Genomic DNA, 23,167 nt, shown 5'->3' with positions numbered 1-23,167 from the left:
TTATTGGAACGACAGCGATGACTGCTCGCGCAGCGAACGCGGGCGCATGTCGATCCAGTGTTCATTGATGTAATCCAGGCAGTCCTGGCGCTCACCGCGCATCCCCGCCTCGCTCCAGCCGCTGGCCATCGGCTTGCCCGCCGGCCACAGGGAATACTGGCCCTGGGCGTTGATCACCACATCGAATTGCAGTTGTGCGTCATTCATGTCGTTCTCCTGTTGAACGGGATTGCAGCGTGGCCAGGCTTCGCTCGAGCCCGGCGGCGAGATGGTTGAGTGCGGCATGCCGCTGTTCGTCGCTCGAAGCACATGCCCCGACGTAGACCCGCACGGTCGACCCACAGACCTGCGCGCAGGTTGCTGCGTCGTCGGCCGCAAAAGCCCGGGCCGAGACCTCGGCGTTGGCGCTGGCATGGGCCTGGGCAAACGCCGTGGCAGCGGCCTCGGTATTCAGTTGGGCGTAGTACTCGGCGAACGCCTCGGCATCGCCGAAGTGCTCGGCAATCATGGCAGTGTTAGCCGGCGCGAGGCCGTAGCTCAGCGCACTGGCGTGGGCCTTGGCGTAAGCCGCGTCGTAGGCATAGGCCTTGCGATACAGCGCCAGCAACACCGGTTTGAGCGTTGCCCGCCATTCGCCCTGTCGCCCGATCACGCCGAGCGCCGCTCGCTGGTGCAGGCTTTGCAACGCGAGCAGCGCCTGCTGATGTTCCGGCAAGGCGTCGCCGAGCATCGGCATGACGACGTGAGCCTGCCAGAGATGAAACAGCTGAAACGGCACCTGTCCCCGGACTCGGCTCAAGCGCAGACGCAAGGCCTCGTCCGGTTCGACTTCACACAGCACCTTGGTCAGGGCCAGCCACCATTGCGGCATCAAGGTCGGTTCGTTCATGGCGCTGGCTCATCCGTACCGATAACTTCGGCCAACAACCGCGCCCAGCGGCCCGCCACGATGCCGTAGTGATCGGTGTCCAGGGTTTGCCTGCTGCGCAACTGCGGCAGCAAGGCCTGCCAGCTGCGTTGCAGGTCATCCGGATTCCAGGCATTGCCCAGCCCGTAAGGATTGGCGTGCCCGGCGATGAACAGTCGCACTGCTGTTGTTGCCAGCGCCGGCGGCTGGAAGTCGATCATGCTGGTCATGTTGTTGCGGCAGCACACCGTCAACCGTTGCAGATACGCCTGACGTTCCTCGGCCAAGCCCTGCCCTTCGACCGCCGGCCAGCGCTGGGCGAACTCGCGCTGGAACACTTGCTCGATGGTCTGTTCGTCGATGCCGGCCAGCTCCACCCCGGCATCCGGCGCGGGCGGGTCGATCAGGTACAACAACGGCTGCCTGAAGCCCTCAGCCTGGGCCTGATGACACAGCGCCTGCGCCACCCATGCACCGAACGACCAGCCGGCCAGACGCCAAGTGCTGCCGTGCGGAAGATGGGCCTTGATCGCCTCCAGATACCAGAGTCCACGTTCCTCCACGCTGATGTTCGGCAACTGCGGCAGGCGCAGCGCCGGGTCGGCGATCACGCACACGCCCAGTTCCGCCGGCAGCGCCGAGACCAGTTCCCGATAAGCCTGAACATCACCACCCACCGGGTGGATCAGGTACAGCCAATCGCGGCCGGCACCGGCATGCCACTGATCGATCCGCACCGCGTCGTGCCAGCCGTGCAGTGTCACGGCCGCGGCCTCTTCACCCGTGGCGGTCGACACCAGCCCCAGCACCTCGTTCAGGCTGACCTTGTGGCTGAATTGCGACAACTGGAACACCTCGCCGGTGGCTGCCTGCAGTTCGTCGATCAGATCGAGTAGCGTCAACGAATCCGCGCCCAGGTCGTACAGCGAATCGTCATCTTCCAGCTCGGCCACGCCGAGCCACTTGCACAGACACTCACGCAAGCGCGCCGACAGATCCACGCCCTTCGGCGCCTCGACCTCCGCGGCCACGGCACCATGGCGAACCGGATAAAACCGCCGCGCCGTGTCGATGCCGGTGGTGGAAATCAGCAGTTGCGGCAACTGCGTCGCCATCGCCAGATCGAACACCCGGCAGCCCTCTTGCGCCGAGAGACCGACCGTCAGATGCTCCAGATGTGCGGCGTCTCCGCCGTTGCTGGTGGTGGCCATGCCGATGTCGCGCCAGATGTCCCAGTTGATCCCCAGGCGCAGGCAGGTGTCGGCCGGATTCGGGCGATAGTGAGTGAAGCCGTCGAGCACCCCGCTGGCCGCTGCGTAGTCCAGATGCCCCGCGCCGCCGAACAGTGCCGACATTGACGAACAGTACAGAACAAAACCCGGTTTCAGGTGCTCGATCAAAGCCTCGACCGCCAGCATGCCGCGGGTCTTGGCGGCCATCGCCTCGGCCATTTGCCCGGCATCGCGATGACGGATCAGACTGCCCGCCCCCACACCCGCCGCATGGATCACCCCGCTCAGACGACCGTAACGAACCGCCAGTTGATCGAGGACCTGCGGCCAGTGCGCGAGGTCGGCGATATCCGCTTTGATGCAATCGATCCGCGAGTTGTAAGCCGCCAGTGACTCAGGCAATTGCCCTTGGCGCGAGATCAGCACCACACGGCGCGCTGGTGCCTGGAGCAGGTGTTCGCACAAGGTCCGACCGATGCCACCGCTGCCGCCCAGCACAAGGAACGTTCCATCTTCCGGTAAAAGCGGCGTGGTTGCCGGGCCGGTCAATGGCTGAGGCATCAGGCGTGGCTGCCAGAGGTAACCTTCGCGCACCGCCATTCGCCGAGGCAACGATGAAGGATCGGCCAGCAATGCCGCCAGCACTGCGCCTTGGGTTTCGAGGCGCGACGACGGCCAGTCCAGCCAGTGGCAACGCACCGGGTATTCCTGCGGCACCACTTCGGTGATGCCGGCCAGTGCTGCCAACTCGGGACGTTGCACTTCGCCGTCCACCGGGCAGGCCTGCCATGACATCAACCATAAGCGCAGACGGGTCGTGCGCGCGGTCTGCCCCCAGGCCTGCATCAGCGCGCTGACCGTATCCAGGCAGGCCCACTGCGCCAGATCCAGCGATTGCTCGGTGACCGCGCCCGACACCGCCAGCGGCAAGGCATGCAGCCAGTCGAGTTCACCGAGATCAGGTTCAGCAACTTCGGCGAGCAACCGGTTCAGGGCATCAGTGTCCAGAGGATCCAACTCGAAACGGTCCGGACTCAAGCGTTTGAAGCCGTTGCCCGCGCGGACCTGAATCACGCGTCGGTACACGGCGCTCAGGCTCGCGAGCAAGGTCGATTCGGGCGCTTCGTGGCTGCACAGGATCAGCACTTCACGGGATCCGGCCGTAGTTATCCCGCTCAGTCGCCGGGTGCGCACCCACTGACGTTGGTGGAACCAGTCCGCCAGCGATTGTCGCTCCAGGGCTGGTGCATCAGGTTGAGCAGCTACAGGCGTCTGGAAGCGATACGGCTGAAGATCGAACGACGACGGCGGCAAGTCCCAGGGTGGCGGTGCCGAGCGCTGCGGCCACTGGATATTCGCGCCTTCGTACCAGGCGTCGAGCAGTTCCTGCGGCGCTTGATCACGGGCGATCAACTGCGCGCCGGAAGCGGTGATTTCCTTGATCGAAGTTGGCTGCAACGGAATCTCATCACCTGCCCGGCAGACCATCGCGAAGCGCCAACGCAGTTGCCGACGACCTGACTGCAAGTGCCGCAACAACGCGGTGTGCTGGCCCGGGTTCGTTTGCAGATATTCGTGAATCGCCGCGATATCGCGCAGCAGTTCCGTTCGGCCATGGGCCGAGATCATCAGCAGCGGCAGTGTTTCCTCGCCCTCTTCCTGCGCCTTGGGCGCAGCGCCGACGATGACATGCGCATTGGTCCCGCCAATCCCGAAACTACTGACACCGGCCAGCCGACGCCGCCCTTGCGGCCATGGCCGGGACGTGGTCGGCACATAGAACGGCGAATGCTCCAGATCGATCTGCGGGTTGATCCGGCCAAAACCGAGGTTCGGCGGCAGCACGCCATGGAACACCGACAGACTGGCACGAATCAGCCCGACCACCCCCGCCGCCGCGCCCAGATGACCGATCTGGCTCTTCACCGAGGCCAACGCGCAACTGCCGGCCGGCGCATCGCCGAAAGCCTTGGTCAACGCCGCAACTTCGATCGGATCGCCCAGCAAGGTGCCGGTGCCGTGGGCTTCGATGTAGCCGATGTCGGCACCGCTCAACCCGGCGCGGTTCAAGGCATCGCGGATAACCGCACTCTGCCCGGCCACCGACGGTGCGGTGTAACTCATCTTGGCCCGGCCATCGTTGTTCAACGCCGAGCCTTCGAGCAGCGCGTAGATCCGGTCGCCATCGGCTCGCGCCCTGGCCAGCGGTTTGAGTACCACCACCCCGTAACCACTGGCGCCAAGGGTGCCGCTGGCGTCGTCGCTGAACGGACGACACAGACCATCGGCGGAAAAGATGTGCTGCGAGCGATGCCGGTAGCCCTCGGTCAGGGTCGGATCGATCAGCACCCCGGCCGCGAGCATCACGTCACTGTCGCCCTGACGCAGCATCGAACTGGCCAGGTGCACGGCGATCAGCGAACTGCCGCAAGCGGCCTGCACGCTCAGGGCCGGGCCGTTGAGGTCCAGGTGATACGCAGCTTTGGTCGCCAGAAAGTCCTTGTCGTGATGCAGCGCCAGCTGAAAACCGTCCGGCAGATCGTCTTCGGCGGTTTCGCGCAGCATCTGCTGGAAGTAGGTGGTTTCGCCGCAACTGGCGATCAGGCCGATGCGCGGGCCATCGGCCGACGGGACGATGGCCGCGTGTTGCAGGGCCTGCACGCACGCCATCAGCAGATGCCGCTGTTGTGGGTCCATCAGGCGCGCTTCCTGGCGGCTGATACCGAAGTACTCGGGATCGAAATCGAGCATGCCGGCCAGCTGACTGCGGGCGCCGATCAAGCCTTCTTCGGCAGCAAAGTGCTCGATGCCCAACTCATTGCCTTGCACCATCGCCCAGAACTCGGACAGGTTCTGCGCCCCGGCCACATTCACCGACATGCCGATGATCGCCATCGGCTGATGGCCTGCATCGGAAAGCCTTACACGCTCCGCCACCTCCACCGGTGCGGTCGACAGATGCGCCGCCAGACGCCGCACCGTGACGTGTTCGAACAGATCGGCCATCGTCACCTTGTGCGGCAACTCTGCGGCGTAACGCCCATGCAAACGCATCAGACCGAGACTGGTGGCGCCGGCCTCGAAGAAGGTCTGCTCCGGCTCGATGTCACGGCCGATCACAGCCTGGAACAACTCGATCAGTTGTCGTTCCAGCGCGGTCAATTGAACAACCGGTTGTGGCGTGCTGCGCCGCTCCAGCGCCTCGCCAACATTCGCCAAGGCCTTGCGGTCGATCTTGCCGCTGGGGGTGCGTGGCCAGAGGTCGATCCGTCGGTATTCATCGATCCGCACATGGGCCGGCAGCAGACGCGCGACCTGACGATCCAGCAATTGCGAGGTTGCAGGTTCGCCATCGAGTTGCAGCCAGGCGATCAGCCTCGGCGGATCGACCTGCACCGCGACCACCGCGTTGACCACTTCCGGCACCTGCATCAGCGCCGCCTCGATCTGCCCCAGTTCCAGACGATGGCCGCTGAGTTTGATCTGCTGATCGTCACGTCCCAGGTAATGCAGGCAGCCCTGGGCATCGGCCCACGCCAGATCGCCGGTGCGGTAGTACAAACAGCCATCCGCCAGTTCGACAAACCGCGCAGCGTTCAGCGCAGGATCTGCCAGATAGCAGCGGGCAACCATCGGCCCGGCCACCAGCAGATAGCCGCGACTGCCCATCGGCACCGGGCGGTCATGCTCATCGACCAGCAACAGCCGCGCATTACCGACGGCATGGCCGATCGGCGCGCGCAACGGCCAGTCCCGCGCCACGGGCGGCAGGCGCAAGGCGCTGACCACGTGGGTTTCGGTCGGACCGTAGTGGTTGAACAGCGAGGCCTGCGGCATGCCACCAAACCAGTCGCGCAAAGCCTCCGTGCAGAGCAATTGCTCACCGGCCGTGATCACCTCACGCAACGCCGACGGATAAATGCCACGGGCCACCGCGGTTTGCGCCAGATGCTGCAGGGCCACGTACGGCAGGAACAGACGCTCGATCCGCGCCTCGACCATGTAATCCAGCAACGCCTCGGCATCCTGACGCCAGCGCGGTGTGATCAGGTGATAACAACCGCCACCGCACAGAGTGCTGAAAATCTCCTGAAACGACACATCGAACGACAGCATCGAGAACTGCAGGGTTACCGCTTTCGCCGGCAACTGCCCTTCGCTGCGCTGCCATTGCAGCAGGTTGCACAGGGTGCGCTCCGACACCTGCACACCTTTGGGCGTGCCGGTCGATCCGGAGGTGAACAGCGTGTACAGCGGCCGTTCACCGGCGTGGCGCGGACGCTCGAACGATCCGGCATTGGCGTTCAGATCGACCCGATGCGTGACAAATCGTCCGGCGTTCAGGTCATCCAGCGCGGCCGCCGTCGTGTCGCTGAACAGCACACAATGCGGCTGCGCCTGCTCCAGCACCTGCCGCTGGATCGCCACCGGATAGGCAGGGTCCAGCGGCACGGCGGTCAGGTTGAGTTTGGCCAGCGCCAGCAAGGCGACGATGTGCTCCACAGAGGCATCGAGGAACAGTACGACGTGCAGCGGCGCGTTCCCGGTCGGCAATGGATGACGCTCGACCAGCGTTGCTGCCAGAGCATCGGCCAGCGTATTCAATTCGCTGTAGCTGAGGTGCTGCGGGCCTTGAACCAGCGCGACCGCCTGCGGCGTGCAATGCACTTGATGCTCGAACCCGTCCGCCAGTGTGTTGAACGGCAGTGCAATCTTCAGACCTTCGCTGGCCGGTGGCAGGCTGCGTCGATACGGACCGAGCAAATCATCGAGCCTGGCCGCCGGGCTTTCCAGCAACAGATCCAGCCCTCGACGGAACAGCGCACTCACAGCCCGCATCTGTTCGGCATCGAAGTAGCCGCACTGATATTCCCACCAGCATTGCAGTTGCGACCCGCTGCCGACCATCAACAAGGTCAGCGGGCACTTGGCGTGCAACTGCTCGTTGAATTCCAGCGTGGCGCGCAGGTTCGAGTCAGCCAACGCGGCGTAATCGGTGTTTTCCAGCACGAACATGAAATCGAACAAAGAAGGGTTCGACGACAGCCGCAGGTCTTCCACCAGATCCGCCAGCGCCACGTCCTGCAACGCCAGCACTTCGCGCACGGTGGCGGTCTGTTTGCGCAACTGCTCGTTCAGCGTGAATCCGTGTTCAACGGTGGTGGGAATCAACACGGTGTTGGCAAACATGCCGACGGTATCTTCGAACTCCACCAGCGGTCGGTTGGACACCGGGCTGGCGATCCGTGGTCGCTCGCACCCGGTCAGGGCGTACAGGCTCCAGGCGAAGACACTGAACAGCACTTCGAAACGGGTCAGTCGTTGTTGGGTGCAAAAGCGTTCGAGGGCTGCGCTTCGGATGGCGCCCAAGGGTTCCCGGTGCAAACGGGCGTCCGGGCTGATTTTGCGCATTGGCATCAGGGCCGGCGACGGTTCTTCCTGACGGCGATGCAACTCGGCGAGTGCGCGGCGCTGGTCGCGATAATGCGGATGGACGCTCCACTGGCGTTGCCACTGACCAAACTCTAGCGTCGTCAATCGGGCAGCTGGCATCGGGCTGTCGTGGCCTTGCAGGATGTCGGCATAGAGCTGCACCAGGTCGTCGAACAACAGGTTCACCGACCAGCCATCGACGATGATGTGGTGCAGGTTCAGCAACAGCCGACAGCTGCCATCGGCGAACGGCAACAACCAGGACTGAAACAGGTTCGGGGTGGTCAGCTCGAATGGCGCGGCGAACACCCATTCAGCGAAGGCCTGCCAGTTATCCTCGGTGAAATGCCCGACCGCGAAGGTGCGACAGGTCGGCCCCTGCTCGGCGATGACCTGATCAAGTCCATCGGTACCGGGCGCAAAAGCCGTGCGCAATCCCGGATGGCGCAGCACCAGACGCCCCACGGCCTCGGCCAGCGCCGCGACATCAACGCCCGCCGCCAGATGCAGAATCAGCGGCACGCTGTAGGCGGTCGAGGTCGGCGAGCGTTGTTGCAACAGCCACAAGCGGCGCTGTTCGGCGGTGGCCGGCAGGCGTTTGGCGCTACTGATCGGAGGCGCCGGCGGGTAGATCGAATCGCAGGTGATTTGACCGGTCAGTCGTTCGGCCAATGACGAGAAAGGCTCGTTGAGCAACGTGTCGATAGCAATCTCGCGCTGCCAACGAACACGGATTGCCGAACGCAGGCGCATGGCCTTGAGCGAATCGCCGCCGCTGGCCAGCCAGTCGTCCTGCGCACTCAGAGCGGGTTGGCCGAGCAGCGAACGGGCCTGACTCAATAACCAGTCCAGCGCCGGTGAAGCGCTCTCGTTATCCGTTGCCGTCAAGACTGGATGCCAAGGACTCAACCCTTGGGCCAGCAAGCCGTCGCGGTCGATCTTGCCATTGGCCGTCAGCGGCAGGCGCTCCAGCAGGAACAACTGATGCGGCCGCATATATGGCGCCAGTTGTGCCCGCAGGTGAGTTTCGAACGCGTGATAGTCCAGATTCCCGCGCGGCACGACAAACGCCAGCAGCTGATGATCTTCCGCCGCCAGACGCCGGGTGCAGACATACACCTGAGCCACGCCCGGATGCTCCAGCATCCGTTGCTCCACCTCCCCCGGTTCGATGCGGAAACCGCGAATCTTCACCTGTCGGTCGACCCGTCCCAGGTACTCGATCAAGCCTTCGGCATTGCACCGCACCAGATCGCCGGAGCGGTAATGCACCTGCGCCCCCCCGTCGAGGTCGGGTAAACGGACGAACTGGCGAGCCGTTTCTTCGGGCCGGTTGCGGTAGCCTCGAGCGACGCCGCTGCCACTCAAATACAGCTCGCCCACCTCGCCCGCCGGCACCGGCCGTTGTTGCTCATCCAGCACCCACACACCGGTGTCCGGCAACGGTCGGCCTATGGGCGCCGAGTCACCGGCAAAGTCGCGGCTGATCGGCCAGCACAAGGCAAACGTGGTGCACTCGGTGGGGCCATAGACGTTGAAAATCCGGCAGCGGCTCTCGGGATTGGTGCGATACCACCCACGAACAGCAGCGGGGCTGATCTGCTCACCGCCGATCAGCACCTGACGCACACTGGAAAAACACGACGGCCATTCGGCAATCAACGTGTTGAACAGCGACACCGTCATGAACAGGTTGTCGACTTGCGTGCGCTCCAGCACCTCGGCCAGTCGACGCCCATCCAGCACGTCCTCGTCGGCGATCATCACGCAGCAACCACCGTTGAGCAGCGGCGCCCACAGTTCGAAACTGCACGCATCGAATGCCGGGTTGGACAGGCAGGCAAACCGGTCCGTCGGGTAAATCTCGATATAGCCGTCGGTGTGCGCCAGCCGCAGCAGACCGCGCTCGCCCACCTCGACCGCTTTCGGCGTGCCGGTGGTGCCCGAGGTGTAGAACAGGAACATTACCTCGGCAAAGTCTTCGGCCAGTGTTTGCGGCGGAGCGTCAGGTTGATCGAGCAAGGTCTCGATGCCGGTTTGCCACAAAGAAGGCGACCAAAGCGGTTCTTCTTCCAGGGTAATCAGGCCGACACACGCCGCATCCGCCAGCATCAACTCCCGACGTTTGCGCGGGCTCGCCCGATCCAGCGGCACCACCACCGCGCCGACTTTCAACGCGCCGAGAATTGCCGCCAGCCACTGCCAGCAGCGTGGCATGCACAACGCTAGCGACTGGCCGGGTTCGACACCCCGTGCCAGCAATCCTCGGGCAATGCGTTCGCTGGTGCTGGCCAGTTCGGCATAGGTCAGCGTGAGCGACTGGTCGATCACTGCCGGGGCTTGCGGATTATTTCGCACGTGCTCGGCAAAACGCGCGAGCAACGGCATGTCTTTGGGCGCACTCATCATTTCGTCTCCTGCGCGTCGAAGCGTTGCAGCTCCCGACGGATGATTTGCGAGACCCGGTGGATTTCCGCGCTTTCGAGCATGTCCCAGTGCCCGCCGCTGACCAGCTTCGCCAGATAGCCGCTGCCCGAGCGGCGGCGCCAGAACCCGCGCAGTTCGTGCAACTGATGGCGGCTGAAATCTTCCCGCGCCTGAATCAGCACCACGCGACCGGCGCGCGGCGCGCACTCATAGGCGGCCATGGCCAAACGGTTGTGGTTGTAGATGTTGAAATAGCGTTCGACCTGGGCGTCTTCGATGCCGGGGTACATGCCGTTGAAGCGCACCAGTTTGTCGCGGAACTCGGCCATGTCCACGGTGCCGATCTGTTCGCGGAAACCAGGGTCGTCGCTACCCTGGGTGTCGAGCAGCACCACGGTCACCTGCCGATGCCCCGCCGCCGTCAACCGCCGCGCCATTTCATAGGCCACCAGACCACCGAACGACAGCCCGGTGAGGATCAGCGGTTGCTGCGTCAGCGGTTCGATCTGGCGCAAGTAGGCCTCGGCCATCGCCTCGACCGTCGGTTCGGTACTCTCCCCCGGATTCAGCCCCGGCGATTGCACCCCGTACACGCCGGTTTCATCCGGCAGCACCTTGGCCAGCGACAGATAACAGAACGCCGTACCGCCCGCCGGGTGAATGCACACCACGTTGTGCTGGCCGCTGCCGCGCCGGAATTCGATCAGGTTGCTCTGGGCCAGCGCCGGATTGGCGCCAACCCGCAACCAGCCACCCAGCGCCTCGATGGTCGGGTAGCTGAGCACCACGCGCACCGGCACTTCGACCGCGAACTGCCGGCTGATTTCATGGGCCATTTTGATCGCGGCGATCGAGGTGCCGCCGACATTGAAGAAGTTGTCGCGAATGCCGATCTGCGGCGCCAGCAACAGGCTTTTCCAGATCTGGTACAGCGCCAGCTCGATGTGGTCGCGCGGGCTGCTCAGGTTGACCTGACGGTTGACCATTTCTTCATCCGCCAACGCTGTCAGCGCAGGGCGATCAACCTTGCCGTTGGCGGTCAGCGGTAGCGCGTCCAGCCACAGATAGCTGCCGGGGATCACCGCTCTGGGCAGGGTTGTTGCCAGATGGGCGTGCACCGCCGCTTCGTCAACGGGCTCGGCCACCACGCAACAAGCCACCAGCCGCTGGTCCTGCGCCGCTTCACCGACCATCAACACCACCGCGCTGCGAATGCCGGGAAACGCTTCGAGCCGGGCTTCGATCTCGCCCAGTTCCAGGCGCACGCCGCGCAACTTGACCTGAAAATCGTTGCGACCGAGAAACTCCAGCTGGCCGTCCGGGCGATAACGCGCCAGATCGCCGCTGCGATAGAGCCGATCACCTGATACAAACGGGTTGTCGATAAAGCGCTCGGCACTCAGTTGCGCCAGCCCCAGATAACCCCGGGCCACGCCCACGCCGCCAATATGCAGATGCCCGGTCACGCCCACCGGCACCGGCTCGTCGCGATCATCGAGCACGTAAAAGCGATTGTTGGAAATTGGCCGACCGATCGGCAGTTGCCGGGCCGGCACGTCGGCGCCGGGCTCAAGGGTCCAGATGCTGTTGATCACCGTGGTTTCGGTCGGGCCGTAGACATTGTGCAACCGCGCATGGGGCAGACGCTCCTGGAAGCGCCGGGCCAGAGCCGGCGGCAGTTCACCGCCGCCACTGAACACATCGGTCAGCGACGCACACTGACTGACCTCGTCGACCTCCAGAAACAGTTGCAACATCGCCGGCACGAACACCAGCGCCGTGACCTGCTGCTCGCGCACCTCGCGCGCCAGATACGCCGGCTCGTAATGCCCGCCGGGCCGCGCGATCACCAGCCGTCCGCCAGTTGCCAACGGCCAGAAGGTCTCCCACGCCGAGGCGTCGAAACCGAACGGGATCTTGTGCAGCATCGCCCCCGCTTCGCCGCACACCTGCAAACACCAAAGCAGCAGGTTGCTCAAGCCACGGTGGGCGACCATCGCGCCCTTGGGCAAACCGGTGGTGCCGGAGGTGTAGATCACGTAGGCGAGATGGTCAGGGGTGACGCCGACATTACGTGGGTCGAGATTGTCCGCCGGCAACGACGCCCAGCTCGCGGCATCTTGTTCGAGGTCGAGGATCGGCGCTTCCCAGGTCGAGCCTTGCACGGCCTGACGCAAAATCCCCTGCGCCGAACCGAACGTCAGCAGCACCGCCGGGGTGCTGTCGCCGAGCATATGGCTCAGGCGTCCCAGCGGATAATCCGGATCCAGCGGCACGTAGGCGCCACCGGCCTTGAGCACCGCCAGCAGCGCCACCGGCAATTCAAGCGAACGCTCGATGCACACCGCCACGCGCACATCCGGGCCGACGCCCAACGTGCGCAAATGCCGCGCCAGTCGGTTGGCCCTGGCATTGAGTTCGGCGTAGCTCAGGGCTTCTCCCTCGAATACCACCGCGCAAGCCTGAGGGTTGCTCGCGGCCTGCGCCTCGACCAGTTGATGCACGCAGGGCGCCACTTGCGTCAGTGGCGCGGCGCGGTTGAAGTCGACCAGCACTTGCTGGCGCTCCGCCTCGTTCATCAACGGCAAAGCATTGATCGGTTGCTTGGCGTCGGCGGCGATCTGTTCGAGCAGATGACGGTAGTGGCCGCTCAGCCGCTCGATGGTCGCAACGTCGTAGAGGTCGGTGTTGTATTCCACCAGCAAGTCCAGCCGCCCTGCCCGCTCGACCCATTCGAATGCCAGATCGAACTTGGCCGTGGCGCTGCTGGTGCCGAACGGCGCCAGTTCCAGCTCGGGCATCGACACCGCGTTGCCCGGCGTGTTCTGCAGCACCAGCATCACCTGGAACAACGGTGAATGACCGGGGTCGCGCTGCGGGTTGACCGCTTCGACCACGCGGTCGAACGGCACGTCTTGATGGGCATGGACGTCGAGCATCTGGCCACGCACTTCGCGCAGCAGTTCGGCGAAGGTCTGCTGCGGATTCAGGCGCTGACGCAGCACCAGCGTGTTGACGAAGTGACCGATCAGCGGCTCGACTTCCGGGCGATTGCGGTTGGCGAACGGCGTGCCGATGCACAGATCCTGCTGACCGCTGTGGCGCCACAGCAACACCGCCAAAGCGCCGAGCAGCACGTTGAACAGCGTGCCCTGGGTCTGCCGGGCCAGCGCCGTGAGTTCGCGCAAGGTGCCGCCATCGACCGAGGAGCTGAAAGTGGCGCCGACATAACGCTGCACCAACGGCCGCGGCCGGTCGGCGGGCAAGGTCGACAACAGCGGCGCGTCGTCCAGGTTGCGCCGCCAGTAATCGAGCTGAGCGTCCAGCACCGCACCGCCCACACGTTGTTGCTGCCAGCAGGCATAGTCGGCGTACTGCACCGGCAGCGGCGCAAGTGACGGGGTTTCGCCCCGCACATAATCGCCGTACAACGTGGCCACCTCCTGCAGGATCACGCCCATCGACCAGCCGTCGGCGATGATGTGATGCACGCTGTACAGCCACAGATGCTCGTCGTCGGCCACGCGCAGTAGCGACGCCCGCAGCAAGGGTCCGGTTGCCAGATCGAACGGCGCCCGGGCGTCCTGTTCGACGGCGAATCGCACTTGCTGCTCACGCTCCTTGCCAGGCAACTGGCGCAGATCCGTCACCGACAACGACAGCGGCATCGACGGATGCACCACCTGACGCGGTTCACCGTCGACCTTGCAAAACGTCGTGCGCAGGACTTCGTGGCGGGCAACCAGTTCATTCAACGCTCGTTCCAGCCGGGCGACGTCCAACTGGCCTTTGAGCGTCACCGCCGTGGGCACGTTGTAGAACGGGTTGCCAGGTTCCAGTTGATCGAGAAACCACAGTTGCCGCTGCGAAAACGACAGCGGCCAGGACGCGTGTTCGCCAGTGCGACGGGGAATCGCCGCGTCAGCGTGCCCGCCGAGCAAGGCGATCAGTTCCTGTTTGTGGCGCTTGAGCGCCTGGGTCAGCTCTTCGGTGAGAAACCCGCGCGGCGCCTTGCAGCGCAGCCTGTCACCGTCCACTTCGAGCGCCACGCCATGGCGAGCGAACAACGCCAGCAATTGATCGGCATTCATACTTCGAACTCCTCCATGTCTTCGTCGTCCAGGCTGGCGCTCACAGGCTCGATGGCAAACGCCTCGACCGGCGCGCGGTGCTGTTCATCGGCCGTGCGCAGCCCGCCGATCATCGAGTAGATCAATTCATGACTCGGCCCGAGGTCGAACAGCGCCGTCAGTTGCTGCTCCTCGACCGAGCCGATGCCGCACAGACCCAGACCGTGTTCGACGGCGGTCATGCTCAGCAACTGGGCCATGGCGCCGCTTTCGATGTGGCAGAAGTCGCGGCTGCGCTCGCCATACAGCGGCCGGATCGCGGCCATGTCGGCGATGAAGAACAGCGAGAACGCGGCGTTCTCGTACACCGGACGGTTGACGAAATAGTCGTAGGTGTCCGGGTCGAGCAATCCACTCTCGAGCGCCAGCAAACGATGCTGGCGCGGATCGTAGTAATAAGCGCCGCCGGGAACGCCGAGCACGCGATCCGGCTTGACGTAGAGGTAGGCCTGAATCGGATACAGGCCGCCCGCCGACGGGAACTGGTATTTCACCTCGCCGTCGAGTTGCCCCTGGGCCAGCGCCGCCAGTACGTGCGCGAAGGCCTGGGTGGCGATCGGTTGCAGGTCGTATTGACGCACCGAGCGGTAATCGCTCAGACGCCGGGCGAAAGCCGGGTCTTGCGGCAGGTCCAGCGCCAGCGCCGGCAGGGTTCGAACAAACTCACGGCGGCCGCGCTGCTCAGCCTTGAACTGCGCACGCTGCTGGGGATCTTCGATGATGTCCTGCACGGGCTCCGGCGTCTGCTGCACGTTGCCGAGCAGTTCCTGACGCGCGCGGTTCTGGCGATACATGCCGAGCAAATGCAGCAACGTCGGCTGGGCCAGCAGTTGCGCCACATGCGGGCGGAACTGCAAGGCACCGGACAAGGCGTTGCTGATCCGGACGATATCGATCGACGTTGCGCCGAGGTTCAGCAGGTTGGCGTTGGCGGCGATGGATTCGCGCTTGAGTACGCCCTGCACGATTTCCACCAGCCGCTGTTCCTGCGGGCCCTCGACTTCCAGCGCCGGCCCCTGCTGCTCGATCTGCTCAGGTTCGGGCAGGCGTTTCTTGTCGACCTTGCCGTTGGACGACAACGGCCAGGCCTCGACGAAGGTGAACGACGCCGGAATCATGTAGGCCGGCAGTTTGTCGCTCAGGTACGTGCTGAAATCGCTGGCCTGCAACGCCGGATCGGCCTTGAGTACATAACCCGCCAGGCGCTTCTCGCCCAGCGTGCTGCCGAGAATCCGCACCACCGCGCTCTGCACGCCGGGATGGCGATTGAGCGCGGCTTCGATCTCGCCCAGTTCGATGCGATAGCCCTGCACCTTGACCTGGTTGTCTTCGCGGCCGAGGAATTCGATGTTGCCGTCCGGCAGCAAGCGCCCCAGGTCGCCGGTGCGGTACAGCCGCTCGCCAGTCAGTGGATGGGCGAAGAAACTGCCCGCGCTGAGTTTTTCATCGCGCCAGTAACCTTTCGCCAGACCGATACCACCGATGTACAGCTGCCCGGCGACCCAGGTCGGGCGCACTTGCAGCGCGTCATCCAGCACGTAGAAGCGCTGATGATCGAGGGCCTTGCCGTAGGGGATGCTGCGCCAGGCCGGGTCGACATGCTGCACCGGATAGCAGATCGACCAGATCGACGCTTCGGTGGCGCCGCCCAGGCTGATCAACTGCAAGTCCGGCTGCAAGGCCCAGGCCCGCTCGGGCAGGGTCAATGGAATCCAGTCGCCGGACAGCATCGCCACGCGCAGGCTGACGGGCAACGCGCCACCCTCGCCCTCTGCGTACTCGACCAGCATGCCAAGCAACGCCGGCACCGAGTTCCACAGGCTGACTTGATGACGCTTGATCAATTGCAGCCAGTGCGCCGGATCGAGAGTCAGTTGCGGGTCGAGGATGACCACCGCAGCACCCACGGCCAGCGTACCGAAGAAGTCATAGACCGAAAGATCGAAACTCAACGACGAGATCGCCAATACGCGGTCGTTCGGGCCGACGGCAAAGCGCCGGTTGATGTCGAGCAGCGTGTTGACCGCACCGCGATGATCGATCACCACACCTTTCGGCTGACCGGTGGAGCCGGAGGTGTAGATCACGTAGGCGAGGTCGCTTTCGCTCACCTGCACCGGTTGCAGCGCCAGCACATCGTTTGAGACTGCATCCGTCACGGCAATGGCCGTGATCTGCGCCGGCCATTCGATTTGGTCGAGCAGCGCCGGTTGGGTCAGGGCCAGACTCGCCTCGGCCCGCTCCAGAATATGCCGCAATCGTTCCGCTGGCTGGGTCGGTTCGATCGGCAGGTAGGCACCGCCGGCATACAGAATCGCCAGGGTCGCAACCACTTGCTCCCAGCCGCGCTCCATCACCACCGCGACCAACCGGTTCGGCACCACGCCCTGCGCTTGCAGGCGGGCGCCGAGTTGCCGGGCCTCGTTGCGCAACTGTGCGTAGGTCAGCTGTCGTGCGCCGATCACCGCCAGTGCATCCGGTGTGGCGAGGGCCTGACGTTCGAACAATTCGTGCATCAGTGGCAGCGTTTGCTGATTGTCGACCGGCGCCGGCAACTGCGCCTGCGGCAACAGTCGAGGCGTGTTTGCGCCCCAGGCTGCCGGCTCGCAAAGGCTGTCGAGCAGCGCGTTATAGGCGACGAACATCTGCTCGATCATGCCTTGCGGGAACAGCTCGTCGATGCTGTCCCAGTTGAACAACAGGCGTCCTTCCAGCTCCAGCAAGGTGTGGTCGAGCCAAACCTGTGGGGTCTGGGTGATGCTGTGCATGTGTTTGGCATTCAACGCGTCAGCCAGGTTGAATTCGGCCAGTTCCGGCGCCGCCTCGGACAGCGTGCTGTTGAACACGATCGGCATCGCCGTCTGCTGCACACCCCGTGCCTGGGACAATTCGCGCAGCACCCGCACGCCGCTGACCACCGAATGGTCGATGTCGCGCCACAGCTGCGCCTGCACGGCGCGGGCCTTGTCGGTGAAACTGAGCGCCCCGTCGATACCGACTTCCAGCAGCACCAGCGAAGTGAAGTCGCCGATGATTTCATCGACATCCGGGTGCAACGGCATGCGGTTGAACAATGGCAGGCTCAGGGTGAAGCGCGGTGTGCGGCTCCACAGCGCCAGCACTTCGCTGAACGCAGTCAGGAGCATCACCGACGGCGTCACCGCAAACTGTTTGGCCACGGCTTTGAGTTGCGCCCACTGCGCCGCCGACATGTCGCGGTCGCGGCGGGTAAAGTGCGGGTTGGCGATGCTTTCGGGCTGGCGCACCAGCGGCAGGTCCGGCGCCGGGGCCAGAGTGGTTACCCGTTCACGCCAGTAGCCCAGCGCCTGCTCGTAGCGGCGACCGTTGCGCAGCTGTTGTTCGGCCAGCACGTAGTCGCGGAAAGTCAGGCCCGGTTCGGCCAGTTCCAGCGCCGGATCGACGTAGAACGCCATCAGTTCGCGGGCGAGAATCTGCGTACTCGCGGCGTCGACGATCAGCGCGTCGAGGCTGATGTGCAAATGGGTGATGCCGTCATCCAGCAACGACAGGCTGAACTCGAACAGCGGCCAGCGACTGGCATCCAGCACCTGATGGGACTGGCGTTCGCGGGTCGCTTCCAGCGTGCGCTGCGCCACATCGGCGGGTAAACCGCGCAGATCGCTGCGAGGCATGCGATAGGTCGGCACCTGCGCCAGCACTTGTTGCGTACCGTCGCTGAGGAAGATCACGCGCAGCATGTCGTGGCGCTGGATCATGCGGTTCAGCGCCAGCTCGAAACGTTCGGCGTCGAACCCGGGAATGCGCAGCTCTTCGTAGCCGTGAGCGCTGACACCGCCAAGGCTGACCGTGGTCTCGCGACCGAACCAGTACGCTTGCTGGATATCGGTCAGGGGGAACGGTTCATGTCGATTAGCACGATCCGGCCCGATCTGGATGAACGCTGGCTCGATGCTCTGATCATCACGCGAGACCTGCGCCGCCAGATCCATCAATACGGGCGTCTGGAACAGACTGCTCAGGGACAGTTGCGCGCCCATCCGCTGGTTGATCGCGTAGATCATCCGCGTCGCCAGCAGCGAGTGGCCACCGAGGTCGAAGAAGTTGTCGTGGATGCCCACTCGCTCGCACTTGAGCACCTCGGCCCAGATCTCGGCCATTTGCCTTTCAGTGTCGTTGCGCGGCGCTTCGTAAGTCGCCCCGGCACTGCGTTCCGGCGCCGGCAGCGCTTGGCGGTCGAGCTTGCCGTTACGGGTCAGCGGCAGTTGCGAGAGCCGCACCCAGGCGCTCGGGATCATGTGTTCGGGCAACTGGCGTTGCAGTTCGGCACGCAAGAATTCACTGGTTGCGGTGCCGACCACGTAGGCCACCAGACGCTTGTCCCCGGCGACGTCTTCACGCAGCAACACGGCGGCTTCCTGCACGCCGGGCTGCTGGTGCAACAGGCTGTCGATCTCGCCGAGTTCGATGCGAAAGCCGCGCAGTTTCACCTGTTGGTCGATGCGTCCCAGGTATTGCACGTTGCCGTCGGCCTGGAGTTTCGCAAGGTCGCCGCTGCGGTACATCCGCGCGCCCGGCTCGGCGCTGAACGGGTCCGGCAGGAAGCGTTCGGCGGTCAGGTCCGGGCGGTTCAGGTAGCCACGGGCCAGACAGGCGCCGGCGATGTACAACTCGCCCGCGACGCCGACCGGGACCGGATTCAAGTGCTCGTCCAGCACGTACAGCCGCGCGTTGGCGATGGGCCGTCCGATGGGCGGCGCGTCCGGCCAGGAATCGGCCTCGTTGCACTCGAGGCTGAACTGGCTGACCACATGAGTTTCGGTCGGCCCGTACTGGTTGTGCAACCGAGCACCGCCCAGTCCACGGACAAACCCGCGCAGCTCGTCATTGATTTGCAAGGCTTCACCGGCGGTGATGATCTCGCAACCGCCAGCGGGCGTCGGCGCATCGGGCTCTGTCAGACCGGCGAGTTGCTGCAACACGGCGAACGGCAGGAACGCGCGCTGCACGCCTTCGGCCACCAGCGTCGGACGCAGCGCGGCAAGGTCCTTGCGGCTGGCTTCAGTCATCAGCAACAGGCTGCCTCCCTGGCAGAGCGTGCTGCAGATTTCCTGGAACGAGACGTCGAAGTTCAGCGAGGCGAATTGCAGCACACGCTGCGGTGCCGTGGCCTGATCGAGTTGCCAGGCAATCAGGTTGTCCAGCGCGCGACGGCTGTGGGCCACGCCTTTCGGGCGTCCGGTGGAGCCGGAGGTGTAGAGCACGTAGCCGAGGTGTTCCGGGCTTACCGTGACTTGCGGATCATCCGTTGGGAGTTGCGCCCATTGCGAGGCGTCAGTGTCCATGCAGCAGATTTTCGCCTCGTTAGCCGGCAGCCCGGCCATCAGGCTTGATTGCGTCAGCAACAGGGTCGGCGCGGCATCGCGGAACATGAACGCCAGACGCTCGCTCGGGTAAGCCGGGTCGAACGGCACGTACGCCGCGCCGGCCTTGAGGATCGCCAACAGGCCGATGACCATGTGCGGCGAGCGCTCCAGACACAAACCGACGCGATGCTCGGGGCCGACGCCTTGTTCGATCAGGTAATGCGCGAGGCGATTGGCGGCGCGATTCAGTTCGCCATAGCTCAGTTGTTCGCGGTCGGCGAGCAGCGCCACGGCGTCGGGCGTTTGCCGGGCCAGGGCTTCAAAGCGCTCAACGCAACCGGGCAACGACGCGGTATTGCGCGCGGTGCAGTTCCAGTCATGAACGATTTGCTGGTGTTGCTCGGCGCTCAGCAGCTTGATCCCCGCCAGCGACTGTTGGCTGTTCTCGACCATTTGCGTCAGCACCCGACGCAGGTACTCGCCGAACTGCTCGACGGTGCGGCGCTCGAACAGGCCCGAGGCATATTCCAGACCACCGACGATCTGCCCGTCGCGCTCACTGAGCGCCAGTTGCAGATCGAACTTGGCCACCTGATGGCTGCTCTCGATCGGTGTAACGTCCAGCCCGCTCAGCAACAGGTCGGAATCCTGATCCTGCTCCCAGGCGAACAGCACCTGAAACAGCGGACTGTGGGCCAGACTGCGCGGCGGGTTGAGCAATTCCACCACTTGCTCGAACGGCAGGTCCTGATGCTCCTGAGCGTCCAGCGCCACTCGCCGCGCCTGTTGCAGCCATTGCGCCACCGACGGCGTACCTGACTGCGTCATGCGCAACGCGAGGGTGTTGACGAAGAAACCGATCAGCCCTTCCAGCTCCTGCTGCGGACGGTTGGCCGATGGCACGCCGATCACCACATCGTTTTGTCCCGACAGGCGCGACAACAGCAGCGAAAAACCAGCCAGCAAATTCATGAACAGCGTGGTGCCTTGCTGCATGCCCAGGGCTTTCAATCGCCCGGTCAACGCTTCGTCGAAGACCAGTGGAACGAAGCCGCCGAGATAATCCTGCACGGGCGGACGCTTGTGATCGGTCGGCAGCTCCAGCAGCACCGGCGCGCCGGTGAGGGTTTCGCGCCAGTAACGACTCTGCTGCTCCAGCACCTCGCCGGACAGCCACTGCTTTTGCCACACCGCGTAATCCACGTACTGCACCGGCAATGGCGGCAGCGGATCGTCGCGATCCAGCAGCGCCGCTGCGTACAGCTGGCCCAGCTCTCGGGTGAGCACGCCCATCGACCAGCCATCCGAGATGATGTGATGTTGGGTCAGCAGCAACACATGGTCATCCGCCGCCAATCGCAGCAGGCTGACCCGCATCAACGGGCCATGGCTCAGGTCGAACGGTCGACTGCCCTCCTCGTCGATCAAGCGGGTCAGACGCTCTTGCGCATCGAGGCCCTGCACGTCAGTCACCGTCAGCCGGATGCTGTGCGCTGGCGGCGATACCCGTTGACGCCCTTCCCCCTCAACGGCGATGAACGTCGTGCGCAGCGCAGCATGGCGCGCCACCAACTGATTGAAGCTGCGTTCGAGTGCCGCCACGTCCAGCGCACCGCGCAGACGCAGGTTCAGCGGCATGTGATACGCCGCGTTGCCTCCCTCCATTTGTGCCAGAAACCACAGGCGTTGCTGGGCAGACGACAACGTTTGCGCGCTCACGCGTTCAAGGCTTGTGATCGCTGGACGAGCCGCAGCCTGACTGGCTTGCAGCCGTTCGGCGAACTGCGCCAGAACCGGTGCAGCAAACAACGTCGAAGGCGCGACTTCCAGCCCCAGCGAATGACGAACCTGCGCCAGCACGCGCATCACCAGCAGCGAGTGACCGCCGAGGGCGAAGAACTGATCCTGTCGCCCGACCCGCTCGACGCCGAGCACGTCGGCCCAGATCGCGGCGAGCGCAGTTTCCAGCGATCCTTGGGGCGCCTGGTATTCCTGCTGATCAAACGCCTCGACGTCCGGCGCCGGCAGACCGGGCCGATCAACCTTGCCGTTGGCGGTCAGCGGCAGCTTGTCGAGCCGCACGAACGCGGTCGGCACCATGTAGTCCGGCAGGCTTTTGTGCAGCTGTTCACGCAGTGAACGCGGGCTCAGCGCTGTGTCTGGCTTTTCGCAGTAATAGGCAACCAGCCGTGGTTCACCGGGACTGTCCTGGCGCAGCAGCACTACGCTGTCGCGCACGCCCGGAATATCCGCCAGTCGCGTTTCGATTTCCCCCAGCTCCAGACGTAGGCCACGCAACTTGGCCTGGGAATCGTTGCGGCCGAGGAATTCCAGATGCCCGTCGGCCCGATACCGCGCCATATCCCCGGTGCGGTAAAGGCGTTCGCCCGCCACGAATGGACTGTCGATGAAGCGTTCGGCAGTCAGTTGCGGCCGGTTCAGATAACCGCGCGCCACACCGACGCCACCGATGTACAACTCGCCCGCGACGCCCTCGGCAACCGGTGTGCCGTCAGCGTCGAGCAGATAAATCCGGGTGTTGGGCAGTGCCCGGCCGATGGGCAGCACCGCGTCGATCTGGCTGTTTTCGGTGAATTCAAAGCAGGTGCTGTCGATGCTCGCTTCGGTCACGCCATAGGCCTGGACGATCTGCACCCGATCACCGCAAAGCCTGCGCAATTGCCGCGCGCTGTGGGCGGTCCAGATGTCGGAGCCGCAGATCACGGTGCGCAGGAACGACAAGTCATGGCCGGTCTCTTCGACCCACGCCAGCAGCGGATTGAGCAGTGCCGGCACGAAGTCGGCAAAGCCGATCTGAGCCTCGCGCATCAGGCGATACAGGGCCGGAGGGTCCATCAGAGTGTCCCGTGGGCAGAGCACCAGCGTGCCGCCAAAACCCAGCGAACGGATCAGGTCCGCGCTGAACACGTCGAAGGAAAAACCGGCCATTTGCAGGTGGTTGATCGGGCCGGCCAAGCCATAGAGCTGCGCCCAGTCGGCGCTCACGGCGACCAGCCCGCGATGCTCGACCATCACGCCTTTCGGGGTGCCGGTGGAGCCGGAGGTGTAGATCACGTAAGCCAGGTGTCGGGGTGTCAGGCCGATAGCGTGAGGATCGAGGTTGTCTGCCGGGAGCGAAGACCAATCAGAGTCGTCGGCCAGATCCAATATCGCGGGGGCAGTCGCCGACTGTTCGAGCGCCGCCCGCAATGCCTCACGCGCCAAGCCATGGGTCAGCACCACCGGCGGTGCGCTGTCGACCAGCATGTGCGCCAGCCGCGCCTGCGGATACGCCGGGTCCAGCGGCACATAGGCGCCGCCGGCCTTGAGCACGGCGAGTACGCCGACCAACATCTCCAGCGAACGCTCCAGACACAGCCCGACTCGCACGTCCGGTCCGACCCCAAGGTTGCGCAAGTGATGGGCCAGCCGATTGGCGCGGGTGTTCAGTTCACGGTAACTGAGCGCTTGCTCCTGCCAGCGTGCAGCGATGGCCTCGGGGTTGCGCAGCACCTGCGTCTCAAACAGACCGTGCACGCACAGGTCTGCATCGAACGGTTTCAACGAGGAAAAGTCGGGCTGCGCGGGATTCGTCCCACGCAAGGAAGTGTTGTCGAGCATCGGAGATACCGTCCGTGACTACATTATTTTTGTGATCAGGCAGGGACAGCACGCGCCCTGCCGGTCAGGCCC

General features: G+C 64.4%; 5 protein-coding genes. All 5 read right to left on the bottom strand.

The window, feature by feature from the left end:
• The 5 genes from I5961_RS11660 to I5961_RS11640 are packed head-to-tail and all read right to left on the bottom strand — an operon-like array spanning nucleotide 1 to nucleotide 23,095.
• A complete protein-coding gene (locus tag I5961_RS11660) occupies nucleotides 1-207 on the bottom strand; it encodes an MbtH family protein (RefSeq protein ID WP_085700385.1) in 207 nt (68 codons plus the stop codon).
• On the bottom strand, nucleotides 200-889 hold the full coding sequence (locus I5961_RS11655) for a hypothetical protein (RefSeq protein ID WP_227235299.1): 690 nt from the start codon (nucleotides 887-889) through the stop codon (nucleotides 200-202). The genes I5961_RS11660 and I5961_RS11655 overlap by 8 nt, the downstream gene beginning before the upstream one ends.
• Nucleotides 886-9,978 (bottom strand): amino acid adenylation domain-containing protein, encoded by a 9,093-nt coding sequence (locus I5961_RS11650; RefSeq protein WP_413541593.1) that lies wholly within the window; start codon nucleotides 9,976-9,978, stop codon nucleotides 886-888. Before I5961_RS11650 ends, I5961_RS11655 begins: the two co-directional genes overlap by 4 nt.
• Complete coding sequence (locus I5961_RS11645) at nucleotides 9,978-14,090, bottom strand: non-ribosomal peptide synthetase (RefSeq protein WP_227235297.1); 4,113 nt, start codon at nucleotides 14,088-14,090, stop codon at nucleotides 9,978-9,980. The genes I5961_RS11650 and I5961_RS11645 overlap by 1 nt, the downstream gene beginning before the upstream one ends.
• On the bottom strand, nucleotides 14,087-23,095 hold the full coding sequence (locus I5961_RS11640) for a non-ribosomal peptide synthetase (protein ID WP_227235296.1): 9,009 nt from the start codon (nucleotides 23,093-23,095) through the stop codon (nucleotides 14,087-14,089). The genes I5961_RS11645 and I5961_RS11640 overlap by 4 nt, the downstream gene beginning before the upstream one ends.
• Nucleotides 23,096-23,167 lie beyond the last annotated feature (72 nt).

The organism is Pseudomonas sp. IAC-BECa141 (genome assembly GCF_020544405.1).
GTDB lineage: Bacteria > Pseudomonadota > Gammaproteobacteria > Pseudomonadales > Pseudomonadaceae > Aquipseudomonas.
The sequence above is the reverse complement of the archived record's forward strand: the minus strand, read 5'-3'. Positions and strand labels throughout refer to the sequence as shown.